Source organism: Blastomonas fulva, assembly GCF_003431825.1.
Classification (GTDB): domain Bacteria; phylum Pseudomonadota; class Alphaproteobacteria; order Sphingomonadales; family Sphingomonadaceae; genus Blastomonas; species Blastomonas fulva.
In genome coordinates this window covers 724,780-738,337 of the sequence record NZ_CP020083.1, presented here as the reverse complement: position 1 = coordinate 738,337, position 13,558 = coordinate 724,780, and the positions used below count along the sequence as shown (strand labels likewise).

Here is a 13,558-nt window from a genome sequence, read left to right as displayed (position 1 = left end):
AAGGGAGAGGTAGCAATGCTCGATGTCCTCATCAAAGGCGGGTCGGTGGTAGATGGTACCGGGCGGCCTGCCTTTTCCGCCGATCTCGGGATCAGCGGCGGGGTGATTGTCGAGGTGGGCAAGGTTACGACGCCCGCAGCGCGGACCATCGATGCCGACGGCGCAATGGTCACCCCCGGCTTCATCGACATTCATACCCATTATGACGGGCAGGTCTCGTGGGATGCAGAGATGCTCCCCTCCGCCAACCATGGCGTCACCACCGCGATCATGGGCAATTGCGGGGTCGGCTTTGCGCCTGCGCGCAGCAGCGACCGAGAGACCCTTATCGCACTGATGGAAGGTGTGGAGGATATTCCCGGCACGGCGCTGCATGAAGGCATAACCTGGGAATGGGAGACGATGGGCGAGTATATCAACGCCATCGACCGCACCCCGCGCACCATGGATATCGGGGTGCAGGTGCCGCACAACCCCCTGCGGCTCTATGTGATGGGCGAACGCGCGGTGCGGCGCGAGGCGGCAACGCCTGACGACATCGCCGCCATGCAGGCGCTGCTGGTCGAGGGGCTGGAAGCCGGCGCATTGGGCTTCACCACGGCAGACACCGTCGGCCACCGCGATGCGCATGGCAACCCCACCTATGCCCGGCAGGTGGCCGCGAGTGAGCTCTATGCGCTGGGCGAGGCGATGGGCCGCGCGGGCAAGGGCGTCATCCAGATATTCAACGACTTCTATCGCGACAACGCGGGCGATTTCGCCACCATCGCCGAACTGGCGCGGCGCAGTGGCCGCCCGTTGTCGTTCACTTATGAACAGGACGACGCCTGGCCCGAGGGCTTTCACGAATATGTGACCGGCGAAATGGACGCACTCAATGCTACCGGCGTGCCGATCCGCGCGCAGGTCGCTCCGCGTGCGATCGGCGGGATTCACAGCCTGCAGGGTACAATAAATCCCTTCATGACGCGCCCCAGCTATATGGCGATCATGCATTTGCCCCATGTCGAACGGGTGGCGATCATGCGCGATCCCGCCTTCAAGGCGCGGCTGATGACCGAGGATGATCGCCCGATTTCGGACTTCGTCATGTCGGTCAGCCCAAGGGTCGAGGAATGGGGTGCCGATCCGATCCGCATGGCACAGCGCACCTTCTGCCTCGATCCGGAGCCTGATTACGAACAGCCGCTGGACCGCTCGCTCTACGGCCAATCGCAAGCGACCGGGCGCAGTGTGCCCGATCTGCTCTACGATCAGCTTCTCACGCAGGACGGAACGGGGCAGGTCTTCGTCCCGATCATGAACTGGGGCGGGGGGAATTACGATTTCGTCCATGATACGCTCAACAACCCTTGGGCGATCCTGGGGCTGAGCGATGGCGGCGCGCATGTCGGATATATCTGCGACGGCAGCTTCCCGACCTATCTTCTCAGCCACTGGACGCGTGACCGCACGCGCGGCCCGCGCATCGCCATCGAACGCGCGGTGCAATTGCAGACCACCGCACCTGCCGAGCACCTCGGCCTGCATGACCGTGGCCGGATCGCGCCGGGATACCGCGCCGACATCAATGTGATCGATCACGCCGCGCTTGCAATCGGGCGACCGACGTTGCTGAATGATCTGCCTGCGGGTGGCACCCGTTTCGTGCAGTCGGCGCGTGGCTATCTGGCGACGATGGTGGCAGGACAGGTGGTGACCGACCGCGATCGGCTGACCGGTGCAAAGCCCGGCAAGGTGGTGCGCGGAGCACAACGGAGGGCGGCATGACAGTCACGGACATTTCGCGGCGGAAGCTGCTGGGAGGGGCGGGGCTCGCGCTGGCCGCGCTGCCGTTCGGCTCGCCGCTGGGCATTGGCCTGGCAGCGGAAAGCAAAACGGGCTCGGCGATTTCTGGTTTCGCGTCCTCGGCGCTTGCAACCCGCATGACGCCCGGTGTCTCGGCAGCCGTGGTCACGCCGGATGCGCGAATCATTACCGTTGCCAATGGGCTGGCCGATCCGCAGGCGGGGCTCGCCATGACCAATTCCACACGGCTCATGTCGGGCAGCACCGGCAAGACGTTCTGCGCCGCCACGCTGGTCTCGCTGGCACAGGAGGGTGTCCTGGATCTCGACGCGCCCATTGCACAAGTGTTTGCCGACGAAAGCTGGTTCGTGCGCCTGCCCAATGCCAAGGCGCTCAACTTGCGGATGTTGCTAATGCACGGGGCTGGATTTCCGCAGTTCCTTGATGTGGGTGCCTTCATGCGCAGTTACATCTGGGATGCGATGACCGGGAAAGATATCGCCTATTCCCCGCGCAAGATGCTGTCCTTCATTCTTGACGCAGCGCCACTGAATGCGCCCGGGGCGGCGCATGCCTATTCCGACCTGCACTATCACCTAGCCGGGATCACGGCCGAGAAGATCACAGGCCGGTCCTATTACGATCTGCTGACCGAGCGGGTGCTGGCCAAGCTTGGCGATCCTCATGACGATGTCACCCCGGCCAACACCCGGACTATCGAGCGACTGGCGGCAGGCTATGCGCGAGGCGATGTCATTGCGGCCATGGCGGGCATGACCGGACGCACCACGGACGAGACCGGCGTGCTGCGGCACGATCCTTCGCTTGAATACACCGGCGGCGGCCTGGCGCTGACCCCGCGTGCCCTTGCCCGGTTTTACTGGAAGCTGGCGCACGGGCAAATCGTCTCGCCCGCAAGCTTCGCACAGATGACCGGATCGAGCCTGCCGGTCGTCAAGACCGCCGAAGTCACATCATCCTACGGTCTCGGCATCTTCATCAACGAGCGCGCCGAATTCGGGCGATACATCAGCCATTCGGGGTTCTTTCCCGGCTATACCTCGAATGTCGGCTATTTCATCGATCATGGGTTCGCCGCAGCGGTGCAGTTCAATACGGATCACGGCCCCGACATCAACCAGTCTCTGCGCGATCTCGCGGGCCGCGTGATCACCGGCAAGCGCTAGAGTTTCGGGATCGGCGCCAGGATGGCATGGGACCAGAGCGCGGTCTGCCGTGCTATCCAATCCTCAGGCTGTTCGGCATAAGGCTTGAGCGTCGGATTGCCCCACTGAAACACATCCATGCCGAGATCCTCGATCGAATTGAGGATGAACAGCGCAAGGAATGCGCTGGCATCCTGTTCCAGCCCCGCCTCATGGCGAGCGCGGGCTATGAGCGTGGTCAGTCGCTCGATAATCGGTGCCCTCGCGGCGATCCATGCTTCATAGGCACGAGGTCGCGAGTTGATGATCAGTTGGATGGCACGGCTGCGGCGGCCGTTTGTCCGTTCATAGGCGGTGCACTGGGCGATGATCGCCCGCACCATGGCATCAAAGCTGGGATGATCTGTCTCGAGAAGGCGGCCATAGATCGTCTCGACCTCGTCGATGACCATCTCCTCGACTGCCTCGTCCTTGCCCTTGAAGTGGAAATAGACCGCGCCGGTGGTGAGCTTGCTGCCCTTGCAGATATCTGCCAGCGAGATGTCTGCTAGATCATGCTTGCTCGCAAGCTTAGCGATTACCGCCTTGATTTGTCGGCGAGTTTTATCACCACGCGTGTCGGGAGCCGGAGCGAGGTGGCCCGGCGTCTGATTTGGCTTACGTAGAACCCTGGCCAATGTTTCTCACCCTGACGTTTGCCTAACGCCTTTATGTTATCGGTGCAAGGGCCGCAACCGGGGTGGACGCAATGTCAGGCGGCCGAGGTGGGGCTATGCGGTGGATCCAGAAACCAGACCCGCTCGATCAGCCGTTCACCTACCAGGTAGATCGCTGCTGCTTCGATCAGTTGGCCGGTCGCAAGAATTCGCACCTGTTCAGCGTCAATGACATATCGTCCGTCGATGATCCGCTGGGCAATCGTCACTTCGCGCTTCGAACGAGCGAACATCGCGCCCCACACCCTGGCAATCTCAGCGCGCCCGGCGGCGATGACCCGGCCGGATGGCAGAGCGGCGCAGACCGCGTCTTCGGCATAGAGCGCAGCGAACGCATCCGTATCGCCCGCTTCATAGGCACGGATCTGGGCATCGACGATTTCTGCGGGATCTGACGGCATCGCGGCTTGCTCTCCATAACATAATCTGATTATGTTATGGCAAGGCTCAGGACGTGAGGCAAGACCGCGATGCGCAAACTTTATATATCAGCCGACATTGAAGGTTGCGCCGGCGTCGCCAGCCAGCACGCATTGGCCGCCGACCGCTTCGAATGGCAGGATGCGCGCCGGTGGATGACGGGCGAGGTCGTGGCTGCCGCTGAAGCCGCGCTCGCGCACGGATTTGACGAGGTGCTGTTGGTCGATGGCCACGGCAATGGCCACAACCTCCTTCCCGATGTCATGCCCGATGGCGTGCGTCTTCTGCGATCCTGGCCGCGCGCGCTGTTGCAGATGGAAGGGATCGACACGCCGGGAATCGAAGCGGCGTTCTTCATCGGCTACCATAACGGTGCAATGGGCGATGGCGGGATTCTGGCCCACACCTATTCCAGCGCGGCGTTCCGGGACCTGCGCCTCAACGGCGTGAGCGCGTCCGAAGGCTATCTCAACGCGGCGCTGGCAGGCGAGTTCGGCGTGCCGGTCGTTCTGGTGACGGGTGATGCCGAGACTGCCGCCGATGCGAAAGCTTATGCACCGGGGGCCGTGGCCTGCATTGTCAAGCAGTCGGTCGGCTTCCGCGCCGCCGCCGCCCTAACCCCGCGCGAAGCCTGCGCCGCGATCAGCACCGCCGCCGCATCAGCGCTCACCACCCCGAGGCCAAGGCCATTTCGGCTTGAAGGGCCCTATCGGCTGGAGATCGATTTCAGCACCCGCGTGGCGGCCGAAATGGCCGCCTATCTGCCCTTCATCGAACAGACCGGGCCCTGCACCGTGTCCGCCGAGTTCGCGACGATGGCAGCGCTGATGCGCTTCATTTCGTTCCTCATCCTGTTCAATCCCAACGGCGTGGTCGGGCTTTGATCGGTTTGCATAATTCAATTATGTTATGCTTGCTCTTGCCGCGCGGCTTGGTTAGCCTCGCTTGTCAGCATCGGGGGATCTCATGAACCGGTTTTCGCACAGGCGGCCCGTGCTCGCTTTCTACCTGCTTGCACTCCTCATCGCCTCGCTGGTGATGGTCTGGACGGTGTACCGCTTCACTACCGATCCGGCATCGGCAGGGATGCTGGGCGAGATGGTCACCGGCATCTATGCCAGCGGCCAGTATATCAACATCGCCTCGATGCTCCCCCATGCGCTGGCGCGGCCCGATCTGCTGGGGGTGTTCATCTTCGCTGCTGCGCCTAGCATCTCTGCGGTGATAGTGGCGGCGCGGGGCGGCGGAGGCGGTCTGAAGGTGCTCGCAAGCAGGCTGCGCCCTGTCGGAGCAAACACCACAAGGCGCAGAGCCATAGCGGTCTATTGCGGCATGCTGGCAGTCTATGCCGCCGGGTTTGCCGCCTATGACTTCGTCGCCGGGCCGGGCACCACTATCACTGATCGGCTCGCGATGTTCGGCGGAAGCGTGTTGCTGGGTGCGGCAGTCGGCCTGCTGATGGACGAAGGCGGGACGCTGGAGGAACTGGGCTGGCGCGGGTTTGCCTGGCCGCTCCTGCAAGCGGCGATGAAGCACCCGCTGCGCGCGGCAATGCTTCTTGGGACGCTGCACTGGGCGTGGCATCTGCCGCGCGAGGTGCTGACCCTGCTGGGCGGCGTCGATCCGGGAAGCTTCCTGTTGACACAGGGCGTGTTCTGGGCGCTGTGCCTCGCGCTGGCGGTTGTTGCGGGATACTGCGTCAATCTTGCGGGCGGATCGGTCTGGCCGGCGGTGCTGGTGCATGGCGGCACCAACTTGTGGTCCAAGGCGCTCAGCGACCATGTCGCCCCCAGCTTCGGCCTGATCGACCTGCGCACGCTGATCCTGTTCATGCTGGCGCTTGTGATCGCCCTTGCCGCCGGTCGCCAATTGGGGCGACTGCCCGGCAATCCAGCCCGCGAGCCTGAGTAGTGGCGCGCTTCGTCCTGCAACGGCTGGTTTTTCTTGCGCTGGTGCTGGTCGGTGTTTCCCTCATTACCTTTGCGATTGCCCATCTTGCTCCGGGCGATCCGGCGCGGATGATGGCGGGGCCCGCCGCCTCCGGGGAAGCTGTGGCGACCCTGCGCGCCGAGCTTGGACTCGATCTGCCGCTTTGGCACCAATATGCGCGCTATCTCGGCGATCTGCTGCGCTTTGACCTTGGCACCTCCAATGTTTCGGGCGAGCCGGTGCTGGGCGAGATCCTCTCCCGTGCGCCGGCCTCGATCGAACTGATGGGCAGCGCGCTTTTGCTGTCGCTGCTGGTCGGTATTCCGATCGGCATCGGGGCTGCGGTGAAGCGTGGCGGGTGGCTGGACCGGACGGTCTCGGGACTGTCGGTGGCGGGGATTTCGGTGCCGCCCTTCTGGCTCGGGCTGGTGATGGTGATCGTGTTCTATCGCCAGCTCGAATGGTTCCCCGCCTCGGGCCGATTCACTGGCGACCCACCGCCTCGGGTGACCGGCTTCCTGCTGATGGACTCTCTGCTTGCCTTCGATCTTCAGGCGCTGGCAGCGGCGGCGGCTCACCTAGCCCTGCCGGTGCTGTCGCTCGCATTGCTGGAAGCCGGGCCGCTCGCCCGTCTGGTGCGCAACCAGATGCGTGCGGTGCTGGCGTCCGACTATGTCCGGATGGCGCGAGCGAGCGGGCTTCCGGAGCGCACGATCCTGTGGCGCCATGCTTTGCGCAACGCACTGACCCCGCTGGTCACGCTGGTCGCTGCGTCGATCGCCATGATGCTGTTCGGATCGGTCAGCCTTGAAACCGTGTTCGGCTGGCCGGGGGCGGGGCACTATGTGGTGCAATCGATCTTCGCGCTCGATTTTCCGGTCATCATGGGTTTCGCGGTGCTGACCGCCATCGCCTATGTGCTGGTGAACACCGTGGCCGACGTTGCCCTGGGCCTGATAGATCCACAGGTGCGCCCGGCATGAGCGGCGCGCGGCGATCCATCATCATCGGTGGCGGGATCGTTGCGCTAATGGTGCTGCTGGCGCTGCTGGCGCCGCTACTGACCAGCTATGGCCCGAACGAGGTCGATACCGGGGCGATCCTCGAGCCGCCGTCGGCCCGGCATTGGGCAGGAACCGACAATCTCGGCCGCGATCTGTTTGCGCGGATCCTCTATGGCGGACGCACCTCGCTTGGCGTGGCCTTCGGCATCGTCGCAATCGGGATGGGCGCAGGCGCGCTGCTGGGCTGCGCGGTTGGTATGGCGGGAGGCTGGGTCGACCGGATCGCGATGCGACTGGTCGACGTAGCGCTGGCGATCCCCTCCCTCGTGATCGCGCTGGCGCTGGCGGCGGCAGTCGGGCCCAGCCTGGTAAACCTCGTAACGATCCTCGGCGGGCTGGGTGTTCCCCTGTACCTGAGGCTGTTCCGCAGCGAGGCATTGTCCCTGCGCGAGCGGCCTTTCGTGCTTGCCGCCAGAGCGAATGGCGCGCCTGCATGGCGGCTGCTGGCGGTGCATATCCTGCCCAACATCGCCCCGCTGTTCGCGACCCTCGCTTCGACCGCGCTTGGCACCGCGCTGGTCGCGGCCTCGGCGCTGTCCTTTATCGGGCTGGGCGCTCAGCCGCCGACGCCCGAATGGGGGGCGCTGATCTTCGAGGGGCGCAACACCATCATGTATGAATGGTGGGCCGCCGTGCTCCCTGGACTTGCGGTGGCGGTCTCGGCGCTGGGCTTCGTGGTGCTTGGCGACGGTCTGCGCGACTGGCTCGATCCGCGCGGGGGCGGGCGGTGAACGCCTTGCTGGCGATCGAAGGCCTGACGGTGGCCTATGGCACCGAACCGGTGGTGCAGGACATATCGCTGACGCTGGCTGCGGGCGAGGTGCTGGGTTTGGTGGGTGAATCCGGGTCGGGCAAATCGACGCTCGGCATGGCGGTGCTGGGCCTGCTCGATCCGGCCGCGAGGGTGGAGGCGGGGCGGATTGCGCTGGGCGGCGATGATCTGCTGGCGCTGCCTTCGGGGCAACGCCGGGCCCTTTGCGGAAGCACGATCGCGCTGATCCCGCAGGAACCCATGGCGGCGCTCAATCCCACCCTGCGGATCGGACGGCAGATCGATCTTGTGCTGGGCTACCACCGCAAGGGTGATTCGAATACGCGGCGGCAGTTGGCGGAGGACGCGCTGGCCTCGGTGATGATCGCCGATCCCCCGCGCATCCTCGGCTCTTATCCGTTCCAGCTCAGTGGTGGGCAATTGCAGCGGGTGCTGATCGCGCTCGCCTTTGCGCTGGGGCCGCGGCTGATTATCGCGGACGAGCCCACCACCGCGCTCGACATGAGCGCGCAAGGCGAGGTGCTCGATCTGCTGGTGTCGCGGGCGCGTAATGAGGGTGCAGGCGTGCTGCTGATCAGCCACAACTTGCCGCTGGTGCGCCGCTATGCAGACAAAGTGGCGGTGATGCGGTACGGCGCGATTGTCGAGAGCGGCACGGCAGCCGAGGTACTGGCCGCGCCCCGCCACGTTTACACGCGTGCACTGATCGCCGCTCTGCCCGCAAACTCCCCGCCGCATATGCCTTTGCCGGTGCCCGAGGCATGACCGCCGCGCTGCTCGAACTCGCCGATGCGCGGCTCACCTATCGCCGCGGTCTTGCCCGGTTCGCGGCGCTGGACGGGGTGAGCCTGTCGGTCGCTCGTGGCGAATGCGTGGGCGTGATCGGCGAATCCGGATCGGGCAAATCAAGCCTTGCGCGGGTGATCGCCGGCTTGGCCGAGGGCGCAACGGGCGACCTGCGGCTGTCAGGAGAGCGAGTACCGATCGCGCCTGGCGCCCGCCCCCGCGAACACTGCCGCCGCATCCAGATTGTGTTTCAAGATCCCGTGGGCTCGCTCAATCCGTTCCTCACCATCGGCGCCATCATTGCCGAGGGGATGGCGATCCACGGCATCGGTTCCCGCGCCGAGCGACGCGAGCGGGTGGCAGAATTGCTGGCCGATGTCGGCCTCGATCCGGCAATGGCATTGCGCCGTCCGCACGAGCTTTCGGGCGGGCAGCGCCAGCGGATCGCCATCGCCCGCGCGCTGGCAGTAGACCCCGATCTCATCCTGCTCGACGAGCCGACCTCGGCGCTCGATCTGGTGGTGCAGGCGCAGATCCTCAACCTGCTGCTGGCGTTGCAGGCCGCGCGCGGGCTGGCTTACCTGTTCATCAGCCATGATCTCGATGTGGTGCGCCACCTGTGCCACCATGTGCATGTCATCACGGGCGGTCAGATTGTGGAAAGCGGACCAACCGATGATGTTTTCGACAGCCCCCGACACCCCTACACCCGAGGGCTGATTGCTGCCATGCCCGGAGCGACGCGGTGAACGCGGCGGCGCTGGATCACCTGTTTGCCGGCCAGGACTTTGGCGCCGCGCCGGGCTGTGTGGCCGCGCTGCTCGAAGGCGAAGAGGTGGCATGGCAGAGGTGCTTCGGCCTCGCCCGGCTTGACACTGCAACACCGCTGACGGCCGCAACCCGGATGCGGATCGCTTCGATCACCAAGCCGATGGTCGCGCTGACACTGGCCGCGCTGGAGGATGAGGGGCGGCTGGCGCTCAGCGATCCGCTCTCCCGGCACGTGCCCGAACATCGGTTCGGGGCAGATCCAACGCTTGGCCAGATGCTGGCGATGAAAAGCGGCGTTCCCGAAACCTACCCGCTGGTGTGGCTCGGGCTGGGAGATGCGGCGCGGCTGGCCGAGCATTCGCAGGCCTTGATGGCGCTGTTGCTGGCCCAGCGAATGCTCAACTTCCGCCCCGGCGAGCGGACGCTCTATGCCAATGCCAACACCGTGCTGCTGCATCTGGCCGCGGAGCGGGCAACGGGTGAGCCACTCGCGCGCCTGATGCAGCGGCATGTGTTCGATCCGGCGGGAATGGCAAGCGCGGTGCTGGATGATGGCCTTGCCCATCGCCTGCCCGCCACCGCGATCGCATATGCGAAAGCGGGAGAGGGTTTCACTCCGGCCGATCCTGCGGCGGTAGAGGCAGCACCCGGCGGGGTGATCGCCTCGCTTATCGACTTGATCGCATGGCACCGCTGGTTGCGCGGCAATCCCCATGACTGGCGGGCGAGGCTGGCGGGCGCGGTCAGGCATGATGATGGCTCGCCAAGCGGCTATGCCCAGGGTTTTGTACGCCAGTCGCTGAGCGGCGTGCCCGTGATCGGCCATGCGGGCGGGCATTCGGGATGGGCTAGCGACTATCTGTACGCCCCGGAGAAGGATGTTGCCGTCATCATCCTGGCCAACCGGGCCGACGCCAATGCGTACGAACGCGCGCGCGAGATACTGGTGACCGCGCTCGGCCTGCCGCCCGATCCGGGGGCGACGCCCGCCTTGCTTGGCCCGGCCCCCCCGCCGCTGTGGGAGGCGACCTATGCCAGTGCCGAGGCGATCGCCTCGCTGAGCGTCAGTGGGAGCCGCGGCGAAATCGCGGTCGATGGGCGCCGGATGCCGCGCGGGGCAGACGGTCTGTTCCGCCGGACGCTCGGCGTCGAGCCGTTTATGATCGACGTAGCCGATACGGCCGCCCCCCCGGCCGAACTGAAGCGGTGGGAAGGCAATCACGCGGTCACCTTCGGCCGGGTGGACGCGCCTTCCGCGCTTTCGTCCCTGGCAGTCACTGGGACCTATGCCTGCGCCAGCCTGCCCCATCCGGTGACGATCAAGGACGATGGCAAGGGCGGTCTAAGGGTGCTCACCGGCCCAGTCTGGCCAGGCGGCAAAGGCTGGCCGCTGGTGCCGGTGAGCGGCGTGCTGTTCCGTTGTCACATGCCCGATGGTGCGCCCAGCGAAGTGCACCTGCGCTTCGAGCTGGATGAAAGCGGCGCGGTTGCAGGTGTAACCTTCGGCTTCCTGCGCTTGCTGCGTATCTCACTTGATCGGGTCGCCCCGGACGCTGGCGAAGCATGGCGCGCGATAGGGCAGGCCGCACCCCAGCTCCTCATCGGAGACGCGCCATGATCGCTCGCGCGCTCGTGCTGGCCTGGTTGCTGCTGACGCTGGCGGGCTGCATTCCAGAGCCCGATCCGGAGGAACGCACGCGAACCGTCGTGGTCGCCACCGCCTTCCCGCCGCAGTCGCTCGATCCGGCGCAGGGCGCAACCGGCACCGGCCTGCCAATCGTTGACCAGCTCTACGATCAGCTCCTGCGCTTCCGCTCCGGCACCGCCCAGCCCGAAATCGAGGGCGAACTCGCCCAGAACTGGCAGGTTTCGGCAGACGGCCTGCGGATCGACATCGTGCTGAAGGAAGACCGCATCTTCGCCGACGGCTCGCCCATTACCGCCGGTGATGTCGTCTGGTCGCTCGAACGGGTCAGGCGACTTGGGCTCAGCTCGGCCTATTTCCTTGAATGGCTGGAGCGGGCCGAGGCGACGGGGGAGCGCTCGCTGACCCTGACCCTCAAGCGGCCGCACGCGCTGGCGCTGCACCTGCTCGCCCATCCGGCAACCTCGGTTATCAACCGCAAGGCGGCGCTGGCCGGGGCGGGTGACACAGACGCCGATGCGCGGCTGTGGCTGTCATCGCACAGCGCGGGCTCGGGTCCTTATGCGCTCGCCGATCTGCGAGCAGGCGAGAGCGTGACACTCGCCGCAAACCAACGCGCCGCAACGCAGCCGCGCCAGTTCACCCGCGCGCGGTTCGTGGCGTTGCCCGATGAAGGCGTGCGCCGCCTGCTGCTCGAACGCGGCGACGTCGACCTGACCGTCGCGGTCCCGGCGGCCTTCACCGCGCGCTACCGCGGACTGGAGGGCGTTGCTGTGACCAGCATTGCGGGCGGGCCGTCGCAATCTTTCCTGACGCTCAATACCCGCAAAGGCCCGCTGGCGAATATCCACCTACGCCGCGCAATTGCGCATGCGCTCGATTACGAGGCGCTCAGGGTGCGGGTGCTGAAGGGCAATGCGGTGCAAATTCCGGGCTACATCCCGCCCGGTTCGACCGGGTTTGACCCTGCCGAGCCGCCGCCGCAGCGCGATCTCGCCGCAGCCCGAGCCGAGATGGCGGCGGCGGGATACAAGGGCGAACCGCTGCGGCTGATGGTGTCTATGCTGGGGCCGGTGGCGGAGTTCATACAGTCCAACCTTGCTGGCGCCGGTATCAACGTCGTGATCGAGCGCCGGCAACCCGGGGCGATGGCGGCGCTGGCACAGGCGGGCGAGTTCGATCTGGTCTACGATTCCTGGACACTGGATTCGCCCGAGGCGACCGCGATGCTCGAAGCGCTCGTCTCGGGCCGAGCGCGGGCGAACGGGACCAATGTGTCCGGCTATGCCGACCCGCAGGTCGATCGCTGGTTGCTGGAGGCGGCGGCTACCCCTTCGTCTGATGTCCGCGCGGCGATCCTTCGGCAGATCGATGCCCGGCTGCGCGCAGATCGCCCGCTGGTGATGATCTTCGGCGCGAACCCGATCATAGCCTACCGCGCGGACCTTTCGGACGTGCGCATCGACCCCTATCAAAGCTTCGCGTTGCCGCTGGCGGCGCTGACCCGAAAGGCACCCGCCCGATGAACTGGCCGCTTCGACAGGACACAGCTTTCTTTCCGCCGGTCGCAGCCCCGCGTGTATCGGGCCATCTCGATTGCGGAGACGGGCATCAGATTTGGTGGGAGTTGACGGGCGACCCCGCTGGCGTGCCGGTGGTGGTGGTGCATGGCGGACCGGGCGGTGCGATCCGGCCCTATTACCGCCGCCTGATCGATCCAGACCGCCAGCAAGGGGTGTTTTTCGATCAGCGCGGTTGCGGCCAGTCGCTGCCCGCGGGCGCGCTTGATCGCAACACCACGCCTGACCTGGTCACGGATATGGAGCGGCTGCGCGCGCATCTGGGGTTCGCGCGCTGGATCGTGCTCGGCGGATCATGGGGCTCGACTCTCGCGCTCGCCTATGCCCAGGCGCATCCGCAGCGCGTCGCTGGGCTGGTGGTCAGCGGGGTCTATCTCGCGCGGCCGTTTGACCAGTGGTGGTGGTGGCATGGGGCAGGCCATGTATTCCCTGAGGTCTTCGCCGCGCGTGATGCATGGCTCCCCGCATCCGAGCGCAGCGATCCGCGCGGGGCGTTTCTGCGCCGTATCCGTGATCCTGATCCAGCTATTCACCGCGAGGCGGCCCATGTGCTTATGATGGCCGAGGGCCAGACGCTCGACCTGTGGCCTGTTGCGCCGGGGGAGGATTTCGCCGAAATCACAGACGGTGCGGTGCGATCAGCGCGGATTTTCGCGCATTACGAGGCGCATGACTATTTCCTCGCGCCCGATCAACTGCTGCGTGATGCAGCAAGGCTGGCGGGAATCCCCGGTGCGATTATCGCCGGACGGTCCGACATGTGCACGCCGCCGCAAAGCGCATGGGATCTGGCGCAGGCCTGGTCTGATGCACGGCTCCATATCGTGCCCGCCGCAGGGCATCGCTGGAATGACGAGCAACTGTGCCGCCCGATAATCGCCGAGCTGGCGCGGCTGACCGGAGCCGGTTGAACCCGGCGCC

Annotated in this window: 13 protein-coding genes; 11 read left to right on the top strand and 2 right to left on the bottom strand. The window is 65.7% G+C overall.

Annotated elements, in window-relative coordinates:
- Window positions 1–15 precede the first annotated feature (15 nt).
- Together B5J99_RS03530 and B5J99_RS03525 are read left to right on the top strand one after the other, a co-directional pair.
- On the top strand, window positions 16–1,770 hold the full coding sequence (locus B5J99_RS03530; protein ID WP_162892438.1) for an N-acyl-D-amino-acid deacylase family protein: 1,755 nt from the start codon (window positions 16–18) through the stop codon (window positions 1,768–1,770).
- Window positions 1,767–2,975, top strand: coding sequence for a serine hydrolase domain-containing protein (locus tag B5J99_RS03525; protein WP_117351483.1), 1,209 nt, complete (start codon window positions 1,767–1,769; stop codon window positions 2,973–2,975). The genes B5J99_RS03530 and B5J99_RS03525 overlap by 4 nt, the downstream gene beginning before the upstream one ends.
- Here B5J99_RS03525 and B5J99_RS03520 read toward each other — a convergent pair.
- Window positions 2,972–3,631: a TetR/AcrR family transcriptional regulator gene (locus tag B5J99_RS03520; RefSeq protein WP_117351482.1), complete on the bottom strand. Its 660-nt coding sequence runs from the start codon at window positions 3,629–3,631 to the stop codon at window positions 2,972–2,974. The two genes, B5J99_RS03525 and B5J99_RS03520, sit on opposite strands and share 4 nt — an antisense overlap.
- A gap of 74 nt (window positions 3,632–3,705) precedes the next feature.
- Window positions 3,706–4,071 carry a nuclear transport factor 2 family protein gene (locus B5J99_RS03515; RefSeq protein ID WP_054135583.1) on the bottom strand — a complete coding sequence of 122 codons (366 nt, stop codon included), beginning with the start codon at window positions 4,069–4,071 and terminating at the stop codon, window positions 3,706–3,708.
- Between the two features lie 69 nt (window positions 4,072–4,140).
- Here B5J99_RS03515 and B5J99_RS03510 point away from each other — a divergent pair, with 69 nt between their 5' ends.
- From B5J99_RS03510 to B5J99_RS03470, 9 genes are all read left to right on the top strand, one after another.
- Window positions 4,141–4,974 carry a M55 family metallopeptidase gene (locus B5J99_RS03510; protein WP_117351481.1) on the top strand — a complete coding sequence of 278 codons (834 nt, stop codon included), beginning with the start codon at window positions 4,141–4,143 and terminating at the stop codon, window positions 4,972–4,974.
- Between the two features lie 82 nt (window positions 4,975–5,056).
- A complete protein-coding gene (locus B5J99_RS03505) occupies window positions 5,057–6,001 on the top strand; it encodes a CPBP family glutamic-type intramembrane protease (RefSeq protein ID WP_117351480.1) in 945 nt (314 codons plus the stop codon).
- Window positions 6,001–7,002, top strand: a complete 1,002-nt coding sequence (locus B5J99_RS03500) for an ABC transporter permease (protein ID WP_211337870.1) — start codon at window positions 6,001–6,003, stop codon at window positions 7,000–7,002. Before B5J99_RS03505 ends, B5J99_RS03500 begins: the two co-directional genes overlap by 1 nt.
- The gene (locus B5J99_RS03495; protein WP_054135579.1) at window positions 6,999–7,814 is read left to right on the top strand and encodes an ABC transporter permease; all 816 of its coding nucleotides are present in this window, start codon (window positions 6,999–7,001) and stop codon (window positions 7,812–7,814) included. Before B5J99_RS03500 ends, B5J99_RS03495 begins: the two co-directional genes overlap by 4 nt.
- Entirely contained in the window at window positions 7,811–8,620 is an 810-nt protein-coding gene (locus B5J99_RS03490) for an ABC transporter ATP-binding protein (RefSeq protein ID WP_162892437.1), read from the top strand. The genes B5J99_RS03495 and B5J99_RS03490 overlap by 4 nt, the downstream gene beginning before the upstream one ends.
- On the top strand, window positions 8,617–9,390 hold the full coding sequence (locus tag B5J99_RS03485; RefSeq protein ID WP_117351478.1) for an ABC transporter ATP-binding protein: 774 nt from the start codon (window positions 8,617–8,619) through the stop codon (window positions 9,388–9,390). Before B5J99_RS03490 ends, B5J99_RS03485 begins: the two co-directional genes overlap by 4 nt.
- The gene (locus B5J99_RS03480; protein WP_117351477.1) at window positions 9,387–11,030 is read left to right on the top strand and encodes a serine hydrolase domain-containing protein; all 1,644 of its coding nucleotides are present in this window, start codon (window positions 9,387–9,389) and stop codon (window positions 11,028–11,030) included. Before B5J99_RS03485 ends, B5J99_RS03480 begins: the two co-directional genes overlap by 4 nt.
- The gene (locus tag B5J99_RS03475) at window positions 11,027–12,583 is read left to right on the top strand and encodes an ABC transporter substrate-binding protein (protein WP_162892436.1); all 1,557 of its coding nucleotides are present in this window, start codon (window positions 11,027–11,029) and stop codon (window positions 12,581–12,583) included. Before B5J99_RS03480 ends, B5J99_RS03475 begins: the two co-directional genes overlap by 4 nt.
- On the top strand, window positions 12,580–13,548 hold the full coding sequence (locus B5J99_RS03470) for an alpha/beta fold hydrolase (protein ID WP_117351475.1): 969 nt from the start codon (window positions 12,580–12,582) through the stop codon (window positions 13,546–13,548). The genes B5J99_RS03475 and B5J99_RS03470 overlap by 4 nt, the downstream gene beginning before the upstream one ends.
- The last annotated feature ends 10 nt before the right edge of the window (window positions 13,549–13,558 follow it).

Bases quoted from the DNA above. Each gene is read 5' to 3' on its own strand.
- B5J99_RS03485 (WP_117351478.1), top strand. From the start codon at position 8,617: ATGACCGCCGCGCTGCTCGAACTCGCCGATGCGCGGCTCACCTATCGC.
- B5J99_RS03515 (WP_054135583.1), bottom strand. From the start codon at position 4,071: ATGCCGTCAGATCCCGCAGAAATCGTCGATGCCCAGATCCGTGCCTAT.
- B5J99_RS03505 (WP_117351480.1), top strand. From the start codon at position 5,057: ATGAACCGGTTTTCGCACAGGCGGCCCGTGCTCGCTTTCTACCTGCTT.
- B5J99_RS03510 (WP_117351481.1), top strand. From the start codon at position 4,141: ATGCGCAAACTTTATATATCAGCCGACATTGAAGGTTGCGCCGGCGTC.
- B5J99_RS03525 (WP_117351483.1), top strand. From the start codon at position 1,767: ATGACAGTCACGGACATTTCGCGGCGGAAGCTGCTGGGAGGGGCGGGG.
- B5J99_RS03530 (WP_162892438.1), top strand. From the start codon at position 16: ATGCTCGATGTCCTCATCAAAGGCGGGTCGGTGGTAGATGGTACCGGG.
- B5J99_RS03470 (WP_117351475.1), top strand. From the start codon at position 12,580: ATGAACTGGCCGCTTCGACAGGACACAGCTTTCTTTCCGCCGGTCGCA.
- B5J99_RS03495 (WP_054135579.1), top strand. From the start codon at position 6,999: ATGAGCGGCGCGCGGCGATCCATCATCATCGGTGGCGGGATCGTTGCG.
- B5J99_RS03475 (WP_162892436.1), top strand. From the start codon at position 11,027: ATGATCGCTCGCGCGCTCGTGCTGGCCTGGTTGCTGCTGACGCTGGCG.